Genomic DNA, 24,210 nt, shown 5'->3' with positions numbered 1-24,210 from the left:
GCCGGGATTCACTTTCTGCGGATTTATTTCTCCAGGTTTATCCAGGTATGTAATTGCGACGAACGATAAATGGCATCGACGATCTGCAATGATTTAGCGGCTTCGTGAATGTTGCATACGCTCCCGGTGGTGGGATGGTGTAGGGCATAATAGAACTGACGGATCGCTTCACGATGACCGACGCCCCAGTAGCTTTTGCCGCTGCCGTCAGGGGCTGCGTCGGTTGCCAGCTTTTGTCGCGTCTCCCCGTTGATATGCCACAGCTCGCTCCCCTCAAGAAGCAACGTGCCTTTTTCACCGTGTATTTCCAACTGGAGCGGTGAGTTGGTGGTGTGGCAGTTGCTGGCATAAAACAGTCCACGCGCGCCGTTGCGAAAGGCAAAGGTCGCCATGGCGCTGTCTTCACCGTCGATGGTACTGGCAAGCCAGGTGCTGTCGACCACTCCCTTGACCCGCGTCACGCCCTCGGCAAACCATTGCATCAGATCGAGCGTGTGGATCGCCTGGTTGATGAGCAGACAGCCGCCTTCGGTGGCGGCTTTTCCACGCCAGGGACTGGCGGTGTAATAACTGCCGCCACGCGACCAGGTCAGCACGGCTTTAATGGCGAGCATCTTGCCTATCGCGCCCTCCTGCAACTGCTGCTTAATGGTGAGACTGGTGGGATTGAGCCGGTTCTGATAACAGATCCCAAGCGTGCCCCGCGCATGGGCGAGGGCCGTCTCGACTTCTGCCACGTCCAGCGCGCGCATCACTGCCGGCTTTTCGCAAAACACATGTTTCCCTGCCGCCAGCGCGGCAAGGATCATCGGTTTATGCAGATAGTGCGGGGTGCAAATATGCACAACGTCGATCGCGTCATCCCAGAGCATTTCGCGGTAGTCATGATAAAAATGGCAATCATAAAGCGCCGCCAACTGTCGTCCTTTGTTGATGTCCGTTTCGGCAATCGCGCGCAGCCTGACGTTGGGCAACTGCTGCAGCGCCTCAGCGTGGATGGCATGGATAGCACCCCCGCCGATAATGGCGGCATTCACTGTGTTCATGGTGCCTCCCGTCACGCGCTCGCGTTTGCCCGCATCTGCGCCTTAACGCACAGCTCCGCCGCCTTAAAGGCGTGCTCCTGCGTCATGGCGTTTTCAGTACGCCGGATACAGTCGAGGATGAGCTGGCCAAAGTACGGAAAGCCCACCTTACCGGCGACGGGATAACGAAATTCCCCCTCTTTGTTGACCAGATAAACCACATCCTGCTCGCCGCGAGTGATATCGACATATTTGCGGATTTCGATATAGCCCTCGGTGCCGAGCAGCGTCAGGCGTCCATCGCCCCAGGTCGAGAGGCCGCCTGGTGTGAACCAGTCGCAACGGAAGTAGCCCGTTGCGCCGTTATCGCCTGCCAGCATGGCGTCGCCAAAATCTTCGAACTGAGGATATTGCGGGTGATTCACGTTGCGTACCTGGCTTGCCACAATATGCGCGTCGCTGTTGCCGGTATAGAACAGAAACTGTTCGATCTGATGGCTGCCGATGTCGCAGAGAATGCCGCCGAAATAGCGTCGCTCGTAGAACCAGTCCGGGCGACCGCTGCCTTCACGGTGCGGGCCGGTGCCGAGGGTTTGTATCACCCGGCCAATTGCGCCCTGTTTGATCAGATCACCCACAAAGACGGCGCTTTCCACATGCAGACGTTCGCTGTAGTAGACCGCGTATTTACGTCCGGTTTTTGCCACCATTGCTCTGGCGTCTTCCAGTTGCTCCAGCGTGGTCAACGGTGCTTTGTCGGTGAAATAGTCTTTCCCGGCGGCCATCACCTTCAGCCCCAGCGGGCAACGTTCCGAAGGGATCGCCGCACTGGCGACCAGGTCAACCGTTGCGTCAGTGAGGATCGTTGCCAGTGAGTCAGCGACCTGCGCCTGAGGATACTGTTGTAGAAAGCTTGCCACTTTTGCCGGATCCGGGTCGTATACCCATTTCAGCGTCGCGCCGGCCTCAATCAGCCCGTTGCACATGCCATAGATATGGCCGTGATCGAGCGCTGCAGCGGCAATGATAAATTCGCCGGGCTTGACGACCGGCTGTGGTTTGCCGGTCGGGGCGTAGTTCATTCCGTCATGCTTGTTCATTCTTCCACTCCTGAATCTAAATCTTTACCCAGCGGGATCGCGCCCACTTCTGCAAAGTTGCTCACCGAGGCGGATTTCTCATAAAAATGTGGGGCCTTCTCGAGCAGGCCTCCCGTGCGATAAAACGCGTCGTCGCGCTGAACAGGTAGGGTCACGACCGACCGGGTGATCGCCGATTTGTAGATAGCGGCGATCAGTTCCAGCGAGCGTTTGCCCTGTTCGCCATCTACCAGCGGTTCGATTTGTTGCTCAATAGCGGTTAGCACATTGTCAATTTGCCCGGTATGCAACGTCCATTGCAGGGCCGGAGTGGCGTGAAACCGCGTTGTCAGACTGTCTTCTCGCGCAGAGTCGTTTCCTGCCTGTGGGAAACCATTGTCTGCGGACTGGCTGGCGAACACGTTCCATGGCGCGGAAATACGCGCCTTCTCACCCTGAATCACAATTTTCTGATCTTCACCGTGATGTACCACGGAGGCGGTCAGTTGGGTCAGCGCGCCATTGGGATACCGGAAGATGGCGGCGCTGAGATCTTCCACTTCCGCATTGTCATGGGCGACGTTGGTCATCATTGCCACCACTTCGCTGGGAAAACCGAGCATCCACTGGATGGCGTCGATATGGTGTACCGCGTGATTGAGCGTGCAGCCACCGCCTTCCTTCTCCCACGTGCCGCGCCACCACAGGTCGTAGTAGCAGTGTCCACGCCACCAGAAGGAATCCACCTGAGCGTGACAAATCTTGCCCGCCAGGCCGGAATCCACCACCGTTTTCAAACGCCAGAAGGCGTCGGTAAAACGGTTTTGCGCGATGATCGACAGCGTTTTGCCGCTGGCCTGTTGCGCAGCAATCATCGCGTCACACTCTTCCAGCGACGCTGCCATCGGTTTTTCACAGAGGACGTGTTTGCCGCGGTTCAGGGCATCAATGGCGATTTCCGCGTGAACATAGGGCGGCGTGCAGACATCCACCAGGTCAACCGTCGTCCCGGCCTCCAGCATTGCCTGATGGCTGGCGTAAACCCGTGCGTCGTGCAGTCCGTAACGCGCTTTTTTCTCTTCGGCCTTTTCGGGAAAAATATCCACCAGGGCGACAATCCGACAGCGCTCAGGAAACGTCAGATAGCCCTGAATGTGCTGATGAGAGATATTCCCCGTTCCGATAATTGCGATGTTCAGCATGATCACTCCTCGCCGTTACCAGGTTCCGGAGGCGTCCAGCGTGCGGCTGGCAACCGTTTTTTCGACCGATGACGCAATACGTTCCTGCAACAGCTGGTAATAGCGCTGCTCGTCAATGGGCAGCGCGACCCAGTCATCTATCCAGGTGGAGAGATGCATAGCATTGGAAAGCGTCAGGCCGTGAATGCCCTCCAGACCGGGGGCGATGAGTGGTTCGCCATGCAGAATGGCGGCGGTGAAATTGCGGGTAATAACAACGTGTTCGCTACACTCCGGGGCGGTGGGGATGGAAACTTCCCAGCACTTCGGTTCGCCGAAACCGTTTTGCCAGCGAGCGTTAAATTCTGTTTCGGATTCACGTAATCGCCAGAAACGCAGGCGACCCTCTTCGACAACCACTTTGCCGCGATCGCCGACAATTTCCAGACGGTTGGTGCCCGGCGCTTCGGCGGTGGTAGTGATGAAAACCCCCGTCGCCCCGTTCGCGTACTCGGCATACGCCGTCACCTCGTTTTCGACTTCAATCTGCCGATGCTTACCGAACTGGCAGAAAGCGCGCATCCGCACGGGCATACCGACCAGCCACTGCCAGAGATCGAGTTGGTGCGGATCCTGGTTCAGCAACACGCCGCCCCCTTCGCCTTTCCAGGTTGCGCGCCAGCCGCCGGAGTTGTAGTAACTCTGCGAGCGATACCAGTTGGTGATAATCCAGTTGGAGCGTCGCAGTTCGCCCAGCTCACCGCTGTCGATCAGATCTTTCACCTTCTGATACAGCGGGTTAGGGCGCTGGTTGTACATCATGCTGAAGACCACGTCGCACTCGCGGGCGCAGGCGTTCATCTCCTTAACCTGAGCGGTGTAGACGCCAGCGGGTTTCTCACAGAGCGTGTGGATCCCCAGACGCATGGCCATGATGGACAGCCCAGGATGATCATAGTGCGGCGTCGCGACAATGACGGCGTCAATCAGTCCACTCTCCAGCATGTCGCGCGCATCGCTGAACAGCGTCACGGATTCGCCCACCAACTGGCGGATGGCGACATGCTTAGCGGCGTTGTTGTCGCAGACGGCGGTCAGGCAGGCGTCATTCACGGTTCCCGCCAACAGATAACGGGCATGGACGGTACCGATGTTACCCACGCCAATAATGCCAAAACGTACTTTTTTCATGTCATGCCTTATTCAGGAACAAGGAGGGATAAGCGGAACATAAGAAACGCCTGGAAGGTCGACAACGTGATTTTGTGAGAGCGCTTGCAGGACGCAAAAGAAGTTAGCGTGCTAATTAAAAAGGTGTTTTAGAATCAACGAAGTATGTCTGCAAAAATTTGCAAAGATACATTGCGAGCGAGGTCACAGAATGCCGGGCAAGCTGAAAATGGATGAAATTGCCGCCTTAACGGGCTTCTCAGTGAGCACCGTTTCGCGGGTGCTAAGCGGGAAGTCCTACACCAGCGACAAGGCGCGTGAGGCAATAGTGAAATGTGCGCGACAACTGGGCGTTCTCGACTCACTCGCCAGTGGACGACTGTTGATTAACGGCATCGCCGTCTTCGCCCCGCAGCGTACGTTCACGGCGCAGGGTGATGCTTTCTACCTTGAAGTGACGCGCGGCATTGCTGAGGCGGTCGCGTCACACGATGTTTGGGTGAGCTATTGTGGCCTGGATGAGCAGCGTGCGGATATCAAAGCTTTTCTGGAAAAAGCCAACCATAAGAACATCAATGCCATCATTTTGATCGGCATTGATGATCCGACGATCCACAAGCTGGCGCTGTCGCTGGAGAAGCCCTGTGTGTTGATCAATACGCAGGACAGGGAAGGGCTGCTGGATTCGGTGTCGCCGGACCATCGGGCAATTGGCAACCGGGCGATGCAGTATCTGTTCGATCAAGGTCACCGGCGCATTCTCAACGTCACCAGCCTCCGGCGGGAGACGATGTACTGGCGGCTGGAAGGCATTAAAGAGGTCTATCGTCAGTACCAGATCCCGTTTGATACCCATTGCGATCTGCTGGTGACGGAAGGGTTCACTGCAGAAGAGTCGGAGCAGGCGATGGGCGAATGGCTGCGCGATACGCCGCGTCACGACTGGCCGGAAGTGATTTTCTGCGCCGGCGCGTCGATGTCCACCGGCATCCTGCAGGTACTGAACGCCCACGGGGTGCGCGTTCCGCAAGAGATGTCGCTGATGACCACGGGCGTACAGGAACTGGATGCCCGCATCGTGGCGACGGTGAGCAGCATGACCATTCCCTGCCGGGCGCTGGGCGTGGAGGCGGTGCATCTGCTGCAACATCGCCTGAACCGGCCCGACGCGCCGGTATTTAATCTGTTGCTGAAAGGGATGCTTTCACAGAGAGGGACTGTCGCCAGCGCCACGCGGCATGCGGCCCGCGTGACGGTGGAACGCTGATCTTACGCGTCAGGGGGTAAACAGACGCCAATCCCGCCGATACCGCAGTAGCCGTACGGGTTTTTGTGCAGATACTGCTGGTGGTCGTCTTCCGCGTAATAAAACGGTGTCGCGTTGCTGATTTCGGTGGTGATGTGGCGATCGTCCCCCGCCGCGCGCATGGCGGCCTGGAAGCGCTCAACACTGGCGCGAGCGGCGCTGTCCTGCTCCGGTGTCAGCGGATAAATAGCCGAACGATATTGGGTGCCGTGGTCGTTGCCCTGTTGCATGCCCTGTGCCGGATCGTGGTTTTCCCAGAAAACCTGCAGCAACTGTTCATAGCTGATGACCGCCGGATCGTACACCACGCGCACCGCCTCGGCGTGGCCAGTTTCACCGGAACAGACTTCCCGGTAGGTGGGATTCGGCGTGTAGCCGCCGGTGTACCCCGCAGCCGTGCTGTAAACGCCGGGCAACTGCCAGAACAACCGTTCTACGCCCCAGAAACAGCCCATCGCGAAAATCGCGATTTCCATCCCTTCAGGGACGTTCGTCATCGAATGTTCGTTGACGGCATGCAGCGTCGCCACGGGCATCGGGGTATTGCGCCCAGGTAATGCATCCGACGGTGAAATCAGGTGCTTTTTATCAAATAGACTCATGGTGCGGTTCTCCCGAAAATCAGTAATTGGGGTTAAGGTTGTAACAAGACGCGTATTTGCACACAATAACCGTTAGGAATGCGTCTACAGTAAACATAAGAAATATTTGGGTAGTCGTCTGTTTTTCAATCCCAGTTGTTGGGTTTTTGTTAAGCCGTGGATCGGCGTTATGATTTTTTCCAGGGTGGAAATAAGGGATATTCAGGAGAAAAAGTGCCACATATCCGTCAGTTATGTTGGGTGAGCCTGTTGTGTTTAAGCAGTTCTGCCTTTGCCGCGAACGTCCGTTTACAGGTCGAAGGGCTATCAGGAGAACTGGAGAAAAACGTCCGGGCACAACTCTCAACCATCCAGGGTGATGAAGTCACGCCGGACCGGCGTTTTCGCGCGCGCGTGGATGACGCCATTCGCGAAGGATTAAAGGCACTCGGCTATTACGAACCGACTATTGATTTCGATCTGCGTCCGCCTCCGGCGAAAGGGCGTCAGGTGCTGGTGGCCAAAGTGACGCCCGGTGAACCGGTGCGCATTGGCGGAACAGAAGTCATTTTACGCGGCGGCGCGCGTACCGACAGAGATTACCTGGATCTGCTGAAAACGCGTCCGGCGATCGGTACAGTGCTCGATCATGGGGACTATGACAGCTTCAAAAAGTCATTAACCAGCGTGGCGCTACGTAAAGGGTATTTCGACAGCGAATTTAATAAGAGCCAGTTGGGTATTGCGCTTGATAGACATCAGGCGTTCTGGGATATCGATTACAACAGCGGTGAACGTTATCGCTTTGGTCACGTCTCTTTTGAAGGCTCGCAGATCCGCGAGGAGTACCTGCAAAACCTGGTGCCGTTTAAAGAAGGGGATGCGTACGAGTCGAAAGATCTCGGCGAACTGAACCGTCGACTGTCGGCGACCGGCTGGTTTAACTCCGTGGTTGTCGCACCCGAATTCGATAAAGCGCGAAAAACCAAAGTGTTGCCGCTGAAGGGGGTGGTGTCGCCGCGAACGGAAAACACCATTGAGACCGGGGTGGGTTATTCCACCGACGTGGGGCCGCGCGTGAAGACCACGTGGAAAAAACCGTGGATGAACGCTTACGGCCACAGCCTGACGACCAGCGCCAGTATCTCGTCACCAGAACAGCAACTGGATTTTAGCTATAAAATGCCGCTGCTGAAGAACCCGCTGGAGCAATACTATCTGGTGCAGGGCGGTTTTAAGCGTACCGATCTCAACGATACCGAACAGGACTCCACCACGCTTGCGGTTTCCCGCTACTGGGATCTTTCCAGCGGCTGGCAGCGCGCCATTAACCTGCGCTGGAGTCTCGACCACTTTACTCAGGGGGAGGTGACGAACACCACCATGCTGCTTTATCCCGGCGTGATGATCAGCCGTACCCGTTCGCGTGGCGGCCTGATGCCCACCTGGGGCGACTCTCAGCGTTACTCCATTGATTACTCCAACACCGCCTGGGGCTCCGACGTCGATTTCTCGGTCTTTCAGGCACAAAACGTCTGGATCCGTTCTCTGTACGATCGTCATCGCTTCGTGATGCGCGGTAATCTCGGCTGGATCGAAACCGGCGATTTCGACAAAGTGCCGCCAGACCTGCGTTTCTTTGCCGGGGGCGACCGCAGTATTCGCGGCTACAAATACAAATCCATCTCACCAAAATACAGTAACGGCGACCTGAAAGGGGCCTCAAAACTGGCGACCGGGTCGCTGGAATACCAGTACAACGTCACCGGTAAATGGTGGGGGGCGATGTTTGTCGACAGTGGTGAAGCCGTCAGTGATATCCGTAAAAGCGATATCAAAACCGGTGCCGGGGTGGGCGTACGCTGGCAGTCTCCGGTCGGGCCCATCAAGCTCGATTTTGCCGTTCCGGTCGGCGACAAAGATGAACACGGTTTACAGTTTTACATCGGTCTGGGGCCTGAATTATGAGTTTATGGAAGAAGATAAGCCTCGGCGTACTGATTTTTATCCTGCTGTTGCTGGGGACGGTGGCGTTTCTGGTTGGAACGACAACCGGTCTGCATCTGATCTTCAATGCCGCGAATCGCTGGGTGCCGGGGCTGGAAATCGGCCAGGTTACCGGCGGCTGGCGCGATCTGTCTCTGAAAAATATCCGCTTTGACCAGCCCGGCGTGGCGGTTAACGCGGGTGAAGTGCATCTGGCCGTGGGGCTGGATTGCCTGTGGAACAGCAGTCTGTGCGTGAACGATCTGTCGCTCAAAGACATTAATGTGGCGATCGACAGTAAAAAAATGCCGCCGTCCGCGCCGGTCGAAGAAGAAGAGAACGGGCCGCTGAATCTCTCCACGCCGTATCCGCTAACGCTTTCCCGTGTGGCGCTGAACAACGTCAATATTAAAATCGATGACACTACCGTGTCGGTGATGGCGTTTACCTCCGGACTGCACTGGCAGGAGAAGGACCTGACCCTGAAGCCCACGTCGTTACAGGGATTGCTGATAGCGCTGCCGAAAGTGGCGGAGGTCGCTCAGGAAGAGGTGGTCGAGCCGAAGATCCAGAACCCGCAACCGGATGAAAAGCCGCTTGGCGAAACGCTGAAAGATCTGTTCTCGAAGCCGGTTCTGCCGGAGATGACGGACGTGCATCTGCCGCTCAATCTCAATATTGAAGAGTTCAAAGGCGAGCAACTGCGCATCACCGGCGATACTGACCTGACGGTGCATAACCTGCTGCTGAAGGTGAGTAGCATCGATGGCAACATGAAGCTCGATGCGTTGGACGTTGACTCTAATCAGGGCACGGTGAACGCCAGCGGGTCGGCCCAGTTAACCGACAACTGGCCGGTAGACATCACCCTGAACAGCACGCTGAACATGGACCCGTTGAAAGGCGAGAAAGTGAAGCTGAAGGTAGGCGGTGCGCTGCGTGAACAGCTGGAAGTGGGCGTGAACCTCTCCGGACCGGTGGCGTTGGATCTGCGTGCCCAGACGCGTCTGGCGGAAGCCGGGCTGCCGCTGAATCTGGAAGTGGTCAGCAAGCAGGTTTACTGGCCGTTTACCGGCGACAAACAGTTCCAGGCCGACGATATCAAACTCAAGCTCACCGGCAAGATGACGGACTACCGGCTCTCGATGCGTACGGCGGTGAAAGGACAGGATATCCCACCGGCGACCATCACGCTCGATGCGAAGGGCAACGAACAGCAGATTAACCTCGACAAGCTTAGCGTGGCTGCGCTGGAAGGGAAAACCGAGCTGAAGGCGCTGGTGGACTGGCAGCAGGCGATCAGTTGGCGAGGCGAATTGACGCTGGACGGCATCAATACGGCGAAAGAGGTGCCGGACTGGCCGTCGAAGCTCAATGGTCTGATTAAAACCCGGGGCAGCCTGTATGGCGGCAGTTGGCAGATGGAGGTGCCGGAGCTGAAGCTGACCGGTAACGTTAAGCAGAACAAGGTTAACGTTAATGGGTCGCTGAAAGGCAACAGCTACATGCAGTGGACCATTCCAGGGCTGCACCTGGAACTGGGGCCAAACAGCGCCGACGTGAAAGGTGAACTGGGCGTTAAAGATCTCAATCTGGATGCGACCATTGACGCGCCGGGACTGGACAACGCATTGCCGGGACTCGGCGGTACGGCAAAAGGGCTGGTCAAAGTACGTGGTACGGTTGACGCTCCGCAACTGCTGGCGGATATCACCGCCCGTGGGCTGCGCTGGCAGGAACTGTCGGTTGCCCAGGTGCGCGTGGAAGGCGACATTAAATCGACCGACCAGATTGCCGGTAACCTCAACGTGCGGGTTGAGCGCATTTCGCAGCCTGACGTGAACATCAGCCTCGTGACGCTGAACGCCAAAGGGAGCGAGAAGCAACATGAACTGCAACTGCGCGTTCAGGGCGAGCCGGTCTCCGGTCAACTGGATCTGACCGGGAGCTTTGATCGTAAAGAAGAGCGCTGGAAAGGCTCGCTGAGCAATACGCGTTTCCAGACGCCGGTAGGGCCGTTAACCCTGACCCGCGCCATCGCGCTCGACTACCGTAACCAGGAGCAGAAAATCAGCATCGGGCCACACTGCTGGGCAAACCCGAATGCTGAACTGTGCGTGCCGCAAACTATCGATGCTGGCGCCGAAGGGCGGGCAGTGGTGAATCTCAACCGCTTTGATCTGGCGATGCTGAAACCGTTTATGCCGGAGGCGACTCAGGCCAGTGGCGTATTCACCGGTAAAGCGGACGTGTCGTGGGACACCACCAAAGAGGGGCTGCCGCAAGGCAATGTCACGCTTTCCGGGCGTAACGTGAAGGTGACGCAGACGGTCAACGACGCGCCGCTGCCGCTGGCGTTCGATACCCTGAACGTGACGGCCGATCTGCGCAACAATCGTGCGGAACTGGGCTGGCTGATCCGCCTGACCAATAACGGCCAGCTTGACGGACAGGTACAGGTCACCGATCCGCAGGGCCGTCGTAACCTGGGCGGTAACGTCAACATTCGCAACGTCAACCTTGCGATGGTGAACCCGATCTTCGCGCGTGGTGAGAAGGCCGCAGGTATGCTGAGCGCCAATTTACGTCTGGGCGGTGATGTGCAGAGCCCGCAGATGTTTGGTCAATTGCAACTGAGCGGCCTGGATATCGACGGCAACTTTATGCCGTTTGATATGCAGCCGAGCCAACTGGCGATGAATTTCAACGGTACGCGCTCGACGCTTACCGGGGAGATACGAACCCAACAGGGGCAGATCAATCTGAGCGGCGACGCCGACTGGAGCCAGATCGACAACTGGCGCGCGCGCGTGGCGGCGAAAGGGAGTCGGGTACGTATCACCGTGCCGCCAATGGTGCGCCTCGACGTTTCTCCGGATGTGGTCTTCGACGCGACGCCGAGTCTGTTTACGCTGGACGGACGGGTAGACGTACCGTGGGCGCGTATTGTGGTACACGACCTGCCAGAGAGCGCCGTGGGCGTGTCGAGCGACGAAGTGATGCTCAATAATGACCTGCAGCCAGAGAAGCCGCAGAGCGCCGGGATCCCTATCAACAGCAATCTGATTGTACACGTCGGTAATAACGTGCGGATGGATGCGTTTGGTCTGAAAGCCCGTCTGACGGGCGATCTGAAAGTGGCGCAGGATAAACAGGGACTGGGTCTAAACGGACAGATCAACATTCCGGAAGGTCGCTTCCACGCCTACGGTCAGGATCTGATTGTGCGTAAAGGCGAGCTGTTGTTCTCGGGGCCGCCGGATCAGCCGTTGCTGAATATCGAAGCCATTCGTAACCCGGAGGCGACAGAAGATGAAGTGATCGCCGGCGTTCGCGTTACCGGAACGGCAGATGAGCCAAAGGCTGAGATCTTCTCTGACCCGGCGATGTCGCAGCAGGAAGCGCTCTCTTATCTGCTGCGTGGCCAGGGCCTGAGCAGCGATCAAAGCGACAGTGCGGCGATGACCTCAATGCTTATTGGTCTGGGGGTTGCACAAAGTGGTCAGGTTGTGGGTAAAATCGGGGAGACATTTGGCGTAAGCAATCTGGCACTGGACACGCAGGGGGTGGGCGACTCCTCCCAGGTCGTGGTCAGCGGATATGTACTGCCAGGTCTGCAGGTGAAATATGGTGTGGGTATATTTGACTCACTGGCGACACTCACGTTACGTTATCGTCTGATGCCTAAGCTATATCTGGAAGCCGTGTCTGGCGTAGATCAGGCACTGGATTTGCTCTATCAGTTTGAGTTTTAGCAATGCGAATATTTGTCTACGGCAGTTTACGAACCAAACAAGGCAACAGCCACTGGATGACCAACGCCCAGTTGCTGGGAAATTACAGTATCGATAACTACCAGTTGTACAGTCTGGGCCACTATCCAGGCGCAGTTCCGGGGAACGGAACGGTACACGGTGAGGTTTATCGTATTGATAATGCGACTCTGGCCGAGCTGGATGCTTTGCGCACCCGCGGCGGTGAATACGCACGCCAGTTGATCCAGACGCCGTACGGCAGTGCATGGATGTACGTGTACCAGCGCCCGGTGGACGGATTAACGCTGATCGACAGCGGTAACTGGTTAGACAGAGACCAGTACTGAAACCTCCGCGCCACCTTCGGGTGGCGTTGTTTTATGCGATGTCACTCGCATTCCGGATTGCCAGCCTTCCGGTGCTCTTTTTCCCCTTTTGCCAAAACGCAGGCATAAAAAAACCCTTACTGACCGGTACCCGGCGTTCAGGGTTTTCAGCGTTCAGCGAACTTATTTCTTCGCGGCGCGCTCGAAGGAGGCAATGATTTCAGCTTTAGCGGCTTCAGCGTTGTCCCAACCGTCCACTTTCACCCACTTGCCTTTTTCGAGATCTTTGTAGTGCTCGAAGAAGTGCGTGATCTGTGCTTTCAGCAGTTCCGGCAGGTCGTTCACATCTTTGATGTGATCGTACTCTTTGCTCAGTTTGGTGTGCGGCACGGCAACCAGTTTCGCATCTTCACCGGATTCGTCGGTCATTTTCAGTACGCCAACCGGACGGCAGCGGATAACGGAGCCAGGTTCCAGCGGATACGGGGTCGGGACCAGAACGTCAACCGGATCACCGTCCAGAGACAGTGTGTGGTTGATGTAACCGTAGTTGCACGGATAGAACATCGCGGTGGACATGAAGCGGTCAACGAACAGTGCGCCGCTCTCTTTGTCGACTTCGTATTTGATCGGATCTGCGTTAGCCGGGATCTCGATAACAACGTAGATATCTTCCGGCAGGTCTTTACCTGCTGGGACGTTGAGTAAGCTCATGTCTGTTTCCTTTAACTGTGTCGTAAACAAGTGGCGAGTATTATAGCGATCTCGCGACGAATGTCTTCGCCTGATTTTGTTTTCACTCGCCTCGTACCGGTCTTTTCAGACCACTTGCATGACAGGAAAATCCATATCTTCAGCCGCTTTTTTCATAGGGAAATGGAAGCGATTACAAACTTGTGATTAACGTTCTATTTACTTTTTTGAAGTGTGATGTAACGCAATCCGTTACATGCTCGATTGTCTATAGTTTTTTCGCGACTGTTTCTTAACCAACAATAACCTACCCTACGAGGACACAGTTATGTGGAAGCGCTTACTTATCGTCACAGCAGTTTCGGCAGCCATGTCGTCTATGGCCATGGCCGCCCCATTAACCGTAGGATTTTCGCAGGTCGGCTCTGAGTCCGGCTGGCGCGCCGCAGAGACCAACGTGGCGAAAAGCGAGGCCGAGAAGCGCGGCATTACGCTGAAAATCGCTGACGGTCAGCAAAAGCAGGAAAACCAGATTAAAGCCGTGCGTTCATTTGTCGCTCAGGGCGTTGATGCCATCTTCATTGCGCCGGTGGTGGCGACAGGATGGGAGCCGGTGCTGAAGGAAGCGAAAGATGCCGAGATTCCGGTCTTCCTGCTTGATCGTTCCATCGATGTAAAAGACAAATCTCTCTATATGACCACCGTCACCGCCAACAACGTGCTTGAAGGCCAACTGATCGGTGACTGGCTGATCAAAGAGGTTAATGGTAAGCCGTGTAATGTGGTTGAGTTACAGGGCACCGTCGGCGCCAGTGTGGCCATTGACCGTAAGAAAGGGTTTGCTGAGGCCATTGCCAAAGCGCCAAACATCAAAATCATCCGTTCCCAGTCCGGTGACTTCACCCGCAGTAAAGGTAAAGAGGTCATGGAAAGCTTTATCAAAGCGGAGAACAACGGCAAGAACATCTGCATGGTTTACGCCCATAACGATGACATGGTGATCGGTGCTATCCAGGCTATCAAAGAAGCGGGGCTGAAGCCGGGCAAAGATATTCTGACCGGTTCTATCGACGGCGTACCGGACATTTATAAAGCAATGATTGACGGTGAAGCGAATGCCAGCGTTGAACTGACGCCGAACATGGCGGGTCCAGCCTTCGACGCACTCGAGAAGTTCAAGAAAGATGGCACGATGCCTGAGAAGGTCACTATCACCAAATCGACGCTGTACCTGCCGGATACCGCGAAAGAAGAGTTAGAGAAGAAGAAAAACATGGGCTACTAAGTTCAGACCCGTTCTGGTGGCATACCTTACACCGTAGGCCTGATAAGCGAAGCGCCATCAGGCAAATGTTCTGCCGGATGGCGGCGTAACGGCCTTATCCGGCCTACGGGCCTACGGCCACGCTTTGTACCGGAGGAAGATCATGACGACTGAACAACACCAGGAGATCCTCCGTACAGAGGGGTTAAGTAAATTCTTTCCTGGCGTCAAAGCGCTGGATAACGTCGATTTCAGCCTGCGTCGCGGGGAAATCATGGCGCTGCTCGGCGAGAACGGCGCCGGAAAATCCACGCTCATTAAAGCGCTGACCGGCGTCTATCACGCCGATCGCGGTACCATCTGGCTGGAAGGCAGCGCCATCTCCCCCAGAAATACCGCTCATGCTCAACAGCTGGGCATTGGCACGGTGTATCAGGAAGTGAACCTGCTGCCGAATATGTCGGTGGCGGACAATCTGTTTATTGGTCGTGAGCCTAAGCGCTTTGGCCTGCTGCGGCGCAAAGAGATGGAAAAGCGCGCCACGGAACTGATGGCGTCTTACGGCTTTTCCCTCGACGTGCGCGAACCGCTGAACCGCTATTCGGTGGCGATGCAACAGATCGTGGCTATCTGCCGGGCGATCGATCTTTCCGCTAAAGTCCTGATCCTCGATGAACCCACCGCCAGCCTCGATACGCAAGAGGTTGAGATGCTGTTCGGCCTGATGCGTCATCTGCGCGATCGCGGCGTGAGTCTGATCTTCGTTACCCATTTTCTCGATCAGGTCTATCAGGTTAGCGATCGGATCACCGTCCTGCGTAACGGCAGTTTTGTCGGCTGCCGTGAAACCCGCGAGCTGCCGCAGATAGAACTGGTCAAAATGATGCTGGGACGCGAGCTGGACACCCATGCGCTACAGCGCGCGGGACGCACCTTGCTTAGCGACAAACCGGTTGCCGCGTTCAAAAATTTCGGTAAGAAGGGGACTATCTCCCCGTTCGATCTCGACGTTCGTCCCGGTGAGATCGTCGGTCTGGCTGGACTGCTCGGATCCGGACGCACCGAAACGGCTGAGGTGATCTTCGGCATCAAACCGGCGGACAGCGGCAGCGCACAGATCAAAGGCAAAGCGCAGACGCTGCGATCCCCTCACCAGGCGTCATGCCTGGGAATCGGTTTTTGCCCGGAGGACCGGAAAACGGACGGCATTATTGCCGCCGCCTCGGTGCGGGAAAATATCATCCTGGCGCTACAGGCCCAGCGCGGTTGGCTGCGGCCGATTGCGCGCAAAGAACAGAATGACATTGCCGAGCGGTTTATCCGCCAGCTTGGCATTCGCACCCCCAGCGCAGAACAGCCGATCGAATTTCTCTCCGGCGGCAACCAACAAAAAGTACTGCTGTCGCGCTGGCTACTGACCAAACCGCAGTTTCTGATCCTCGACGAACCGACGCGAGGGATCGACGTGGGGGCGCATGCCGAGATTATCCGCCTGATCGAAACCCTGTGCGCTGATGGTCTGGCGTTGCTGGTGATCTCCTCGGAGCTGGAGGAACTGGTGGGGTATGCGGATCGGGTGATCATCATGCGTGACCGCAAACAGGTGGCGGAGATCCCGCTGGCTGAACTGTCCGTACCGGCGATCATGAACGCCATCGCGGCGTAAGGAGACTCTTGTGATGCCCCAATCTCTCCCGCAAACCACGCCGCCGAAGCGACGCTTTCGCTGGCCGACCGGCATGCCGCAACTCATTGCGCTGCTGCTGGTGCTGCTGGTGGACAGCCTTGTCGCCCCCCACTTTTACCAGATTGTGTTGCAGGACGGGCGTCTGTTCGGCAGTCCAATCGATATCCTGAACCGCGCCGCCCCCGTCGCATTGCTGGCAATAGGGATGACGCTGGTGATTGCCACAGGCGGCATTGACCTTTCCGTTGGCGCGGTGATGGCGATTGCCGGGGCCACGACCGCCGCGATGACCGTCGCGGGTCACAGCTTGCCGGTGGTGCTGCTCGCCGCGTTGGGGACCGGCGTTCTGGCCGGCCTGTGGAACGGCGTTCTGGTGGCAATCCTCAAAATTCAGCCCTTTGTCGCCACGCTGATCCTGATGGTGGCGGGGCGCGGCGTGGCGCAACTGATCACCTCCGGACAGATTGTCACCTTCGACTCGTCCACGCTCTCCTGGTTTGGTAGCGGTTCGCTGCTGCTGTTTCCCACACCGGTCATTATCGCGCTGATCACGCTGGTGCTGTTCTGGCTGCTGACCCGGCGAACGGCGCTTGGGATGTTTATTGAAGCCGTAGGGATCAACATCCGGGCGGCGAAAAATGCCGGGGTGAACACGCGGGTCATCGTCATGCTCACCTACGTGCTGAGCGGGCTGTGCGCGGCGATTGCCGGGATTATCGTCACGGCGGATATTCGCGGTGCTGATGCCAACAATGCCGGATTGTGGCTGGAGCTGGACGCCATTCTGGCGGTGGTGATCGGCGGTGGTTCCCTGATGGGCGGGCGTTTTAATTTGCTGCTGTCAGTGGTGGGTGCGCTGATTATTCAGGGGATGAACACCGGGATCCTGCTGTCCGGATTCCCGCCGGAGATGAACCAGGTGGTCAAAGCCATCGTGGTGCTGTGCGTACTGATTGTGCAGTCACAGCGCTTTATCAGTCTGCTAAAAGGAGTGCGTGGTCGTGATAAAACGTAATTTACCGTTAATGATCACCCTCGGGGTTTTCGTGCTGGGCTATCTCTACTGCTTAACCCAGTTCCCCGGCTTTGCCTCCACGCGGGTTATCTGCAACATTCTGACCGATAACGCCTTTCTGGGGATCATCGCCGTGGGGATGACCTTTGTGATCCTCTCCGGTGGGATCGATCTCTCCGTCGGATCGGTCATCGCCTTCACCGGCGTATTCCTGGCGAAGGCTATCGGCTACTGGGGGATCTCGCCGCTGCTGGCGTTTCCGCTGGTACTGGCGATGGGCTGTGCGTTTGGCGCTTTCATGGGGTTGTTGATTGATGCGCTAAAGATCCCGGCCTTTATCATCACGCTTGCCGGTATGTTCTTCCTGCGCGGGGTCAGCTACCTGGTGTCGGAAGAGTCGATCCCGATTAACCATCCCATTTACGACACGCTTTCCAGTCTGGCGTGGAAAATCCCCGGTGGCGGTCGCCTGAGCGCGATGGGTCTGCTGATGTTGGCGGTGGTCGTTATGGGGATTTTCCTCGCGCATCGCACCCGGTTTGGCAATCAGGTGTATGCCATTGGCGGAAATGCGATTTCGGCGAACCTGATGGGGATTTCCACCCGCAGCACGACGATTCGCATCTATATGCTGTCGACCGGGCTGGCGACGCTGGCCGGGATTGTCTTTTCTGTCTACACCCAGGCCGGCTACGCGCTGGCGGGGGTTGGTGTGGAGCTGGACGCCATCGCGTCGGTGGTGATCGGCGGTACGTTGCTGAGCGGTGGGGTGGGTACGGTTCTTGGAACGCTGTTTGGCGTGGCGATTCAGGGGCTGATCCAGACCTACATTAACTTCGACGGTACGCTCAGTTCATGGTGGACGAAAATTGCCATTGGCGTTTTATTATTTATTTTCATTGCGTTGCAGCGTGGCCTGACGGTGCTCTGGGAAAATCGACAGAGTTCGCCGGTGACGCGTATTGCTGATTCAGGGAGCAGGAATTGATATCTGTTTGCCGATGCAGTCCAGGACAGAACAGACGGTTTTTGCTACAGTGCCTGTTTTACGGCAAGTGGGTTGGATATGGCTTCATTAAAGGATGTTGCGCGCCTGGCGGGGGTGTCGATGATGACTGTCTCCCGGGTAATGAATAATGCGGAATCAGTACGCCCTGCAACGCGTGACAGCGTGTTGCAGGCTATCCAGACCCTGAATTATGTTCCCGATCTTTCCGCCCGTAAGATGCGTGCCCAGGGGCGTAAGCCATCGACTCTTGCCGTGCTGGCGCAGGATACGGCCACAACGCCTTTCTCAGTCGATATCCTGCTTGCCATTGAACAAACAGCCAGCGAGTTCGGCTGGAACAGTTTTTTAATCAACATTTTTTCTGATGATGATGCCGCGCGTGCGGCGCGCCAACTGCTTGCTCACCGGCCTGATGGCATTATCTATACCACGATGGGGCTACGGCATATCACGCTACCTGAAGTTCTGCATGGCGAAAATATCGTTCTGGCGAACTGTGTGGCGGACGATCCCGCATTACCCAGCTATATCCCTGATGATTACACCGCACAGTATGAGGCAACCCAGTATTTGATCGCGGCGGGATATCGTCAGCCATTATGCTTCTGGTTACCCGAAGGCGCGCTGGCGACAGGGTACCGTCGACAGGGATTTGAACAGGCCTGGCGTAATGCCGGACGGGATCTGGCGGATGTGAAGCAATTTCACATGGCGATGGGTGACGATCACTATACCGATCTTGCAGGTTTACTGGACGCCTGCATTCCATCGGGTAAACCCGATTTTGATGTTCTGATTTGTGGTAACGATCGCGCCGCCTTTGTGGCTTATCAGGTTCTTCTGGCGAAAGGGATCCGCATCCCACAGGATGTTGCTGTTATGGGGTTTGATAACCTGGTGGGCGTCGGGCATCTGTTTTTACCCCCATTAACCACAATGCAGCTTCCACACGATATTATCGGGCGGGAAGCGGCATTGCATGTGATTGAAGGACGTACCGGCGGCGGCCAGAAACGGATCCCTTGTCCGCTGCTGATCCGTTGTTCCGCCTGACCGTTGATTACCCCAGTAGCCAGAGTTCGCCTTGCAGCAATATGGCTTCTCCATGAGCGGCATAGAGAGACAGTTCACGTTCCTCTGGCTGCGGATAGATTCGGCTGCTCATGACCGCTTCCCCACCATTAATGAATACCTCAATGGATGACTTATCGATAAAGATCCTCAGATCAAGTGGTTCACCTTGCGTAAGAGGAATACTACGGTAACCATCTATGTTTTCTTGCGGGTAATACCGCCACAAAACGAGCCGTCCGGACTGATTATCGATATACAGTCGCATCCCTGTGCCGAGCTGTAACCCGTAATGCTCGGCATGACTATTCTGACAATCCCACCGTAATTGAATTTCGATCGCTTGTGCGTTTTCCTGCAAAACGCATTTGCTGACGACGTTATTGGCAGGAATAGGTTGATACCGCTGGCGTAACGACTCTGCTTCCCGCACCGGGCGCTGGATGAGTTTGCCGTTGCTCTCAGAGAGCTCTCGAGCCAGCGTCATGCAACCTGCCCAACCCTCACGTTTTGATGGCATTGATGATTCCCACATATCCATCCAGCCGATGATGATGAGCCTGCCATCTTTAGCGGTAAAACTTTGCGGCGCATAAAAATCATGCCCGTGATCGAGTTCAGTAAAAGGGCCTGACTGGGCAAAGATCCGTCCAGGAGACCAGACCCCAGGTATGACTCCGCTCTGAAAGCGATTCCGGTTACAGTATCCTTCCGCCTTCATTCCTTGTGGTGAAAACATCAGGTAATGGTGTTCACCAGGACGGAAAAAGTCCGGACACTCCCACATATAGCTTTCGCCTGCGTTGGCATGCGCCAGTACGCGATCGAAGGTCCATTCACGCAATGATTTACCACGATAAAGTAAGATCTGCCCGGTGTTACCAGGATCCTTTGCACCTACCACCATCCACCAGGTGTTTGCTTCTCGCCAGACTTTAGGATCGCGAAAATGCATAATCCCTTCCGGCGGGGTCAGCACCACACCCTGTTTTTCAAAATGGATCCCATCCCGACTGGTTGCCAGACACTGTACTTCACGAATGGCGTCATCATTGCCTTCTCCTGCAAGCCAGACATGACCGGTGTAGATGAGCGATAGCACACCGTTGTCATCGACGGCACTGCCCGAAAAACATCCATCTTTGTCATCTTCATCGCCTGGTGCCAGCGCAATAGGCTCATGGCGCCAGTGAATCATATCTTCACTGGTGGCATGTCCCCAGTGCATAGGCCCCCAGTGTTCGTTGAATGGGTGATGCTGATAAAACGCGTGATAGCGATTATTAAACCAGATCAGCCCGTTGGGATCGTTCATCCACCCTGCTGGCGGGGCAAGGTGGAAATGGGGATAAAAGGTGTTTCCACGGCGGGTGTGAAGCTTTTCCAACGCTTTTTGCGCCATGTGTAATCGAGATTGCGTCATCTTAGCTCTTCCTGGTTTAGCAATAATTGTTGAATTGTTAACGTTAACTTTTGCAAAAATAAAGATCTTAATTTCGTCTAATGTGATGATTATCGCAAATGTTAACGTTAACTATGCGGTTTTGTGATCGATTATGCATGTTGGGGCAAATTTATGACGGTTTTGAGAAAAAGCGGTTTATCAATGTGCGTAAGCCAGATGAAGTCGAGGGAGAAACATGTCAGCCAAAGTATGGGTTTTAGGTGATGCGGTTGTAGATCTTATGCCTGAATCAGATGGAAGGTTATTGCCTTGCCCTGGTGGCGCGCCGGCTAACGTTGCGGTGGGGATAGCCAGATTAGGTGGGGCAAGTGGATTTATAGGTCGGGTGGGGGATGATCCTTTTGGCGCTTTGTTAAGAAGAACGCTGAAAGCGGAAGGGGTTGATACTTCACGGTTGAAGCAGGATGAATGGCACCGGACATCGACTGTGCTTGTCGATCTTAATGAACAAGGAGAGCGTTCTTTTACATTCATGGTTCGCCCCAGCGCCGATCTTTTTCTGGAGGCAACCGATTTGCCCGAATGGCGGCACGGCGAATGGTTACATCTCTGTTCAATTGCCCTGTCTGCCGAACCTTCACGTACCAGTGCTTTTATTGCGATGTCAGCGCTTCGACGCGCAGGCGGCTTTGTCAGCTTCGATCCCAATATCCGTGACGATCTCTGGCAAGACAAACAGTTGTTGCGCTTGTGTTTGTTGCAGGCGCTTCAACTGGCAGACGTGGTTAAGCTGTCGGAAGACGAATGGCGGCTTATCAGTGGAAACGCTCAGTGTGATCGGGATATCTGCGCCCTGGCAACGGAGCATGAAATTACCATGCTGTTGGTGACGAAAGGGGCTGATGGTGTGGTGGTCTGCTACCGCGGGGAGGTTCACCACTTTGCCGCGATACCCGCGAATTGTGTAGACAGCACCGGGGCGGGGGATGCGTTTGTCGCCGGATTACTGGCAGGTCTGGCTGCTGAAGGCTTCCCTGCGCATGAGGGCGAATTACAACACATTATAGAACTCGCTCAACGCTGCGGAGCGCTTGCGGTAACGGCAAAAGGGGCGATGACAGCGCTGCCGCATCGACAAGAGCTGGAACGGTGTAAGTAAACAACGAGGCCGATTTTGCCTCTGAACAGGACGTGATTTTTGTTAACGACAGGCAGGTAATTATGGCATTGAAGATTCCATTCAGAAATGCGTACTATCGTTTTGCATCCAGTTATTCATTTCTCTTTTTTATTTCCTGGTCACTGTGGTGGTCGTTATATGCCATTTGGCTGAAAGGACATCTGGGTTTAACAGGGACAGAATTAGGCACACTTTATTCGGTTAACCAGTTTACCAGCATGCTGTTTATGGTGGCCTACGGTATTATTCAGGATAAGCTTGGCCTGAAGAAACCTCTCATCTGGTGTATGAGTTTCATCCTGGTCCTGACGGGGCCGTTTATGATTTACGTTTACGAACCGCTACTGCAAAGCCATTTTTCTGTTGGGTTGGTTCTGGGATCTCTCTTTTTTGGCCTGGGGTATCTGGCGGGCTGCGGCCTGCTTGACAGTTTCACCGAGAAAATGGCGCGGAGTTTTCATTTTGAATATGGAACCGCGCGTGCCTGGGGGTCATTTGGTTATGCCATTGGCGCATTTTTCGCTGGCATCTTTTTCAGTATTAATCCCCATATCAACTTTTGGCTGGTCTCGCTATTTGGCGCCGTGTTTATGATGATCAACATGCGCTTCAAAGATCAGGAGCAGCAGTGCGTAACGGCTGAAGCGGGTGGGGTAAAAAAAGAGGATTTTATCGCTGTCTTCAAAGATCGTAACTTCTGGATCTTCGTTGTGTTTATTGTGGGGACGTGGTCTTTCTATAACATTTATGATCAACAGCTCTTTCCGGTGTTTTATGCCGGTCTGTTCGAATCACACGATGTTGGAACGCGCGTATATGGATATCTGAATTCGTTCCAGGTCGTGCTTGAAGCACTGTGCATGGCGAGTATTCCCTTCTTTGTTAATCGGGTGGGGCCAAAAAATGCATTACTCATCGGCGTGGTGATTATGGCACTGCGCATCCTCTCTTGCGCCTTGTTCGTTAATCCCTGGGTCATTTCGCTGGTGAAGCTCCTGCATGCTATTGAAGTTCCACTTTGCGTCATCTCCGTATTCAAATACAGCGTAGCGAACTTTGATAAGCGACTGTCATCGACAATCTTCCTGATTGGCTTTCAGATTGCCAGTTCGCTGGGGATAGTATTGCTTTCAACGCCAATAGGGATTCTCTTTGACCTCGCAGGCTACCAGACCGTGTTTTTCGCCATCTCGGGTATCGTCTGCTTGATGTTGCTTTTTGGCATCTTCTTCCTGAGTAAAAAACGAGAACCGTCCGTGCCAGAACCTTCACTGAATTCAGCGACATAAACCTAAACTTTTTCCGGTTGTTGTCGATAGTTTCTGTATATCTTACAACCGGAAAATAACGATGCCAAAATCCCTCTCCCTACGAAATACCCTGTTGGTTTTATTGTCGCTTATTACCCTGTTACTACTGCTAACAGGCGGCATGGGGATTTACGCCTCCACGCGTATTATTACCTCATGGGTCTATTACGGGGTGATGACGGCGACGACGCTGACGGCCATCGCTCTGCTGGCGGTGGTTTGGCTGTTATTGCGCAATAAGCTCCTGAAACCGCTCGATAATGTCGTTGAACAACTCGAACGCCTGGCGACAGGGGATTTATCGGCGGCGGAAAGCCGCTATGCCAGCGCCGAGTTTAATCGCCTGCAGGCTGCGCTCGAAGGGATGCGCGTGGCGCTGAGCGAGTCCGTCAAACGCGTCCGCGATGCCAGTTCGCAGATAGACACCGGCAGTCGTGAACTGACGGCGGGTAATATTCATCTGGCGACACGCACCGAATCGACCGCGACCTCGCTGGAACAAACCGCCGCCAGCATGGAGGAGCTCACCGCGACGGTGAAACAGAATGCGGAAAACGCCGATCAGGCGCATCAACTGGCGAAATCAGTTTCTGATACCGCCGATCGCGGCAGTGAAATGGTGTGTTATGTCATTGAAAAAATGCGCGATATTTCCGGTAGTTCTAACCGTATTGCCGATATTCTTGGCGTGATCGACGGGATTGCGTTCCAGACCAATATTCTGGCGCTGAACGCCTCGGTTGAAGCGGCGCGCGCGGGAGAGCAGGGACGCGGTTTTGCCGTGGTGGCAGGCGAAGTGCGCAATCTGGCCAGCCGCAGCGCGGAGGCCGCGAAAGAGATCCGCACGCTCATTGGCGACTCGCAGTCGCAGGTGGGGGAGGGCAGCGACCTGGCAATGCAGGCGGGTGAAACGATGGATGAGATTGCCAGCGAAGTGATGCGGATGACCAAACTGATGCGGGAAATTGCCAGCGCGTCGCAGGAGCAGAGTCGCGGTATCGAACAGGTGAATATCGCGGTGAGCCAGATGGATGAAACGGCGCAGCAGAATGCGGCCCTGGTACAACAGTCCTCCGCGGCAACGCGATCGCTTGAAGAGCAGTCGCACGCGCTTATCGAAGCGATGGCGTCGTTTAAATTGCAGACCGCCTGATGTGAAATGCCGGA

General features: G+C 55.4%; 19 protein-coding genes. 12 read left to right on the top strand and 7 right to left on the bottom strand.

Annotated features, from left to right (window positions below; translation table 11 throughout):
* Positions 1 to 23 precede the first annotated feature (23 nt).
* From QQZ17_RS02890 to QQZ17_RS02875, 4 genes are read right to left on the bottom strand one after another with little or no spacing between them, the layout of a single operon-like run.
* A complete protein-coding gene (locus QQZ17_RS02890; protein ID WP_152401711.1) occupies positions 24 to 1,046 on the bottom strand; it encodes a Gfo/Idh/MocA family protein in 1,023 nt (340 codons plus the stop codon).
* 11 nt (positions 1,047 to 1,057) lie between these two features.
* Entirely contained in the window at positions 1,058 to 2,125 is a 1,068-nt protein-coding gene (locus QQZ17_RS02885) for a Gfo/Idh/MocA family protein (RefSeq protein ID WP_152401713.1), read from the bottom strand.
* Positions 2,122 to 3,306 (bottom strand): Gfo/Idh/MocA family protein, encoded by a 1,185-nt coding sequence (locus QQZ17_RS02880; protein WP_152401715.1) that lies wholly within the window; start codon positions 3,304 to 3,306, stop codon positions 2,122 to 2,124. Before QQZ17_RS02880 ends, QQZ17_RS02885 begins: the two co-directional genes overlap by 4 nt.
* Positions 3,307 to 3,321: 15 nt before the next feature.
* Positions 3,322 to 4,476 carry a Gfo/Idh/MocA family protein gene (locus QQZ17_RS02875; protein WP_152401717.1) on the bottom strand — a complete coding sequence of 385 codons (1,155 nt, stop codon included), beginning with the start codon at positions 4,474 to 4,476 and terminating at the stop codon, positions 3,322 to 3,324.
* Between the two features lie 190 nt (positions 4,477 to 4,666).
* Between QQZ17_RS02875 and QQZ17_RS02870 the strand changes: the two genes are divergently transcribed.
* Positions 4,667 to 5,722, top strand: a complete 1,056-nt coding sequence (locus QQZ17_RS02870; protein ID WP_152401719.1) for a LacI family DNA-binding transcriptional regulator — start codon at positions 4,667 to 4,669, stop codon at positions 5,720 to 5,722.
* A 2-nt stretch (positions 5,723 to 5,724) separates the two neighbouring features.
* Here QQZ17_RS02870 and msrA read toward each other — a convergent pair whose 3' ends face one another.
* Positions 5,725 to 6,363, bottom strand: a complete 639-nt coding sequence (gene msrA, locus QQZ17_RS02865; protein ID WP_152401721.1) for a peptide-methionine (S)-S-oxide reductase MsrA — start codon at positions 6,361 to 6,363, stop codon at positions 5,725 to 5,727.
* Between the two features lie 213 nt (positions 6,364 to 6,576).
* Here msrA and tamA point away from each other — a divergent pair, with 213 nt between their 5' ends.
* The 3 genes from tamA to QQZ17_RS02850 are packed head-to-tail and all read left to right on the top strand — an operon-like array spanning position 6,577 to position 12,430.
* Positions 6,577 to 8,310 carry an autotransporter assembly complex protein TamA gene (tamA, locus tag QQZ17_RS02860; RefSeq protein WP_152401723.1) on the top strand — a complete coding sequence of 578 codons (1,734 nt, stop codon included), beginning with the start codon at positions 6,577 to 6,579 and terminating at the stop codon, positions 8,308 to 8,310.
* The gene (gene tamB, locus QQZ17_RS02855) at positions 8,307 to 12,083 is read left to right on the top strand and encodes an autotransporter assembly complex protein TamB (protein ID WP_152401726.1); all 3,777 of its coding nucleotides are present in this window, start codon (positions 8,307 to 8,309) and stop codon (positions 12,081 to 12,083) included. Before tamA ends, tamB begins: the two co-directional genes overlap by 4 nt.
* Positions 12,084 to 12,085: 2 nt before the next feature.
* Positions 12,086 to 12,430: a gamma-glutamylcyclotransferase family protein gene (locus QQZ17_RS02850; protein ID WP_042321581.1), complete on the top strand. Its 345-nt coding sequence runs from the start codon at positions 12,086 to 12,088 to the stop codon at positions 12,428 to 12,430.
* A gap of 162 nt (positions 12,431 to 12,592) precedes the next feature.
* On the opposite strand, the gene ppa is transcribed toward QQZ17_RS02850, so the two are convergent.
* Positions 12,593 to 13,123: an inorganic diphosphatase gene (ppa, locus tag QQZ17_RS02845; RefSeq protein WP_008460444.1), complete on the bottom strand. Its 531-nt coding sequence runs from the start codon at positions 13,121 to 13,123 to the stop codon at positions 12,593 to 12,595.
* A gap of 307 nt (positions 13,124 to 13,430) precedes the next feature.
* On the opposite strand from ppa, the gene ytfQ reads away from it, so the two are divergent.
* The 5 genes from ytfQ (at position 13,431) to QQZ17_RS02820 (ending at position 19,130) form a co-directional block, all read left to right on the top strand.
* The gene (ytfQ, locus tag QQZ17_RS02840; RefSeq protein WP_042999211.1) at positions 13,431 to 14,387 is read left to right on the top strand and encodes a galactofuranose ABC transporter substrate-binding protein YtfQ; all 957 of its coding nucleotides are present in this window, start codon (positions 13,431 to 13,433) and stop codon (positions 14,385 to 14,387) included.
* A 142-nt stretch (positions 14,388 to 14,529) separates the two neighbouring features.
* Positions 14,530 to 16,032, top strand: coding sequence for a galactofuranose ABC transporter, ATP-binding protein YtfR (ytfR, locus tag QQZ17_RS02835; RefSeq protein WP_152401728.1), 1,503 nt, complete (start codon positions 14,530 to 14,532; stop codon positions 16,030 to 16,032).
* 13 nt (positions 16,033 to 16,045) lie between these two features.
* Entirely contained in the window at positions 16,046 to 17,068 is a 1,023-nt protein-coding gene (gene ytfT, locus QQZ17_RS02830) for a galactofuranose ABC transporter, ATP-binding protein YtfT (protein WP_152401730.1), read from the top strand.
* The gene (gene yjfF / locus QQZ17_RS02825; RefSeq protein WP_152401731.1) at positions 17,055 to 18,056 is read left to right on the top strand and encodes a galactofuranose ABC transporter, permease protein YjfF; all 1,002 of its coding nucleotides are present in this window, start codon (positions 17,055 to 17,057) and stop codon (positions 18,054 to 18,056) included. The genes ytfT and yjfF overlap by 14 nt, the downstream gene beginning before the upstream one ends.
* Before the next feature lie 78 nt (positions 18,057 to 18,134).
* Positions 18,135 to 19,130, top strand: a complete 996-nt coding sequence (locus QQZ17_RS02820; protein ID WP_152401733.1) for a LacI family DNA-binding transcriptional regulator — start codon at positions 18,135 to 18,137, stop codon at positions 19,128 to 19,130.
* 7 nt (positions 19,131 to 19,137) lie between these two features.
* Here the strand turns inward: QQZ17_RS02820 and cscA are convergent, their stop codons facing one another.
* Positions 19,138 to 20,571, bottom strand: coding sequence for a sucrose-6-phosphate hydrolase (gene cscA, locus QQZ17_RS02815; RefSeq protein ID WP_152401735.1), 1,434 nt, complete (start codon positions 20,569 to 20,571; stop codon positions 19,138 to 19,140).
* 217 nt (positions 20,572 to 20,788) lie between these two features.
* On the opposite strand from cscA, the gene QQZ17_RS02810 reads away from it, so the two are divergent.
* The 3 genes from QQZ17_RS02810 (at position 20,789) to QQZ17_RS02800 (ending at position 24,196) form a co-directional block, all read left to right on the top strand.
* On the top strand, positions 20,789 to 21,712 hold the full coding sequence (locus tag QQZ17_RS02810) for an aminoimidazole riboside kinase (protein ID WP_152401737.1): 924 nt from the start codon (positions 20,789 to 20,791) through the stop codon (positions 21,710 to 21,712).
* Between the two features lie 62 nt (positions 21,713 to 21,774).
* Positions 21,775 to 23,022: an oligosaccharide MFS transporter gene (locus tag QQZ17_RS02805; RefSeq protein ID WP_152401739.1), complete on the top strand. Its 1,248-nt coding sequence runs from the start codon at positions 21,775 to 21,777 to the stop codon at positions 23,020 to 23,022.
* Between the two features lie 61 nt (positions 23,023 to 23,083).
* The gene (locus tag QQZ17_RS02800; protein WP_152401741.1) at positions 23,084 to 24,196 is read left to right on the top strand and encodes a methyl-accepting chemotaxis protein; all 1,113 of its coding nucleotides are present in this window, start codon (positions 23,084 to 23,086) and stop codon (positions 24,194 to 24,196) included.
* Positions 24,197 to 24,210 lie beyond the last annotated feature (14 nt).

This window comes from Citrobacter sp. T1.2D-1 (assembly GCF_950098555.1).
Classification (GTDB): Bacteria; Pseudomonadota; Gammaproteobacteria; order Enterobacterales; family Enterobacteriaceae; genus Citrobacter_A; species Citrobacter_A telavivensis.
The sequence above is the reverse complement of the archived record's forward strand: the minus strand, read 5'-3'. Positions and strand labels throughout refer to the sequence as shown.

Coding starts and splice junctions, on each gene's coding strand:
- QQZ17_RS02890 (WP_152401711.1), bottom strand. CDS start 1,046: ATGAACACAGTGAATGCCGCCATTATCGGCGGGGGTGCTATCCATGCC.
- QQZ17_RS02885 (WP_152401713.1), bottom strand. CDS start 2,125: ATGAACAAGCATGACGGAATGAACTACGCCCCGACCGGCAAACCACAG.
- QQZ17_RS02880 (WP_152401715.1), bottom strand. CDS start 3,306: ATGCTGAACATCGCAATTATCGGAACGGGGAATATCTCTCATCAGCAC.
- QQZ17_RS02875 (WP_152401717.1), bottom strand. CDS start 4,476: ATGAAAAAAGTACGTTTTGGCATTATTGGCGTGGGTAACATCGGTACC.
- QQZ17_RS02870 (WP_152401719.1), top strand. CDS start 4,667: ATGCCGGGCAAGCTGAAAATGGATGAAATTGCCGCCTTAACGGGCTTC.
- msrA (WP_152401721.1), bottom strand. CDS start 6,363: ATGAGTCTATTTGATAAAAAGCACCTGATTTCACCGTCGGATGCATTA.
- tamB (WP_152401726.1), top strand. CDS start 8,307: ATGAGTTTATGGAAGAAGATAAGCCTCGGCGTACTGATTTTTATCCTG.
- QQZ17_RS02850 (WP_042321581.1), top strand. CDS start 12,086: ATGCGAATATTTGTCTACGGCAGTTTACGAACCAAACAAGGCAACAGC.
- ppa (WP_008460444.1), bottom strand. CDS start 13,123: ATGAGCTTACTCAACGTCCCAGCAGGTAAAGACCTGCCGGAAGATATC.
- ytfQ (WP_042999211.1), top strand. CDS start 13,431: ATGTGGAAGCGCTTACTTATCGTCACAGCAGTTTCGGCAGCCATGTCG.
- ytfR (WP_152401728.1), top strand. CDS start 14,530: ATGACGACTGAACAACACCAGGAGATCCTCCGTACAGAGGGGTTAAGT.
- ytfT (WP_152401730.1), top strand. CDS start 16,046: ATGCCCCAATCTCTCCCGCAAACCACGCCGCCGAAGCGACGCTTTCGC.
- QQZ17_RS02820 (WP_152401733.1), top strand. CDS start 18,135: ATGGCTTCATTAAAGGATGTTGCGCGCCTGGCGGGGGTGTCGATGATG.
- cscA (WP_152401735.1), bottom strand. CDS start 20,571: ATGACGCAATCTCGATTACACATGGCGCAAAAAGCGTTGGAAAAGCTT.
- QQZ17_RS02810 (WP_152401737.1), top strand. CDS start 20,789: ATGTCAGCCAAAGTATGGGTTTTAGGTGATGCGGTTGTAGATCTTATG.
- QQZ17_RS02805 (WP_152401739.1), top strand. CDS start 21,775: ATGGCATTGAAGATTCCATTCAGAAATGCGTACTATCGTTTTGCATCC.
- QQZ17_RS02800 (WP_152401741.1), top strand. CDS start 23,084: ATGCCAAAATCCCTCTCCCTACGAAATACCCTGTTGGTTTTATTGTCG.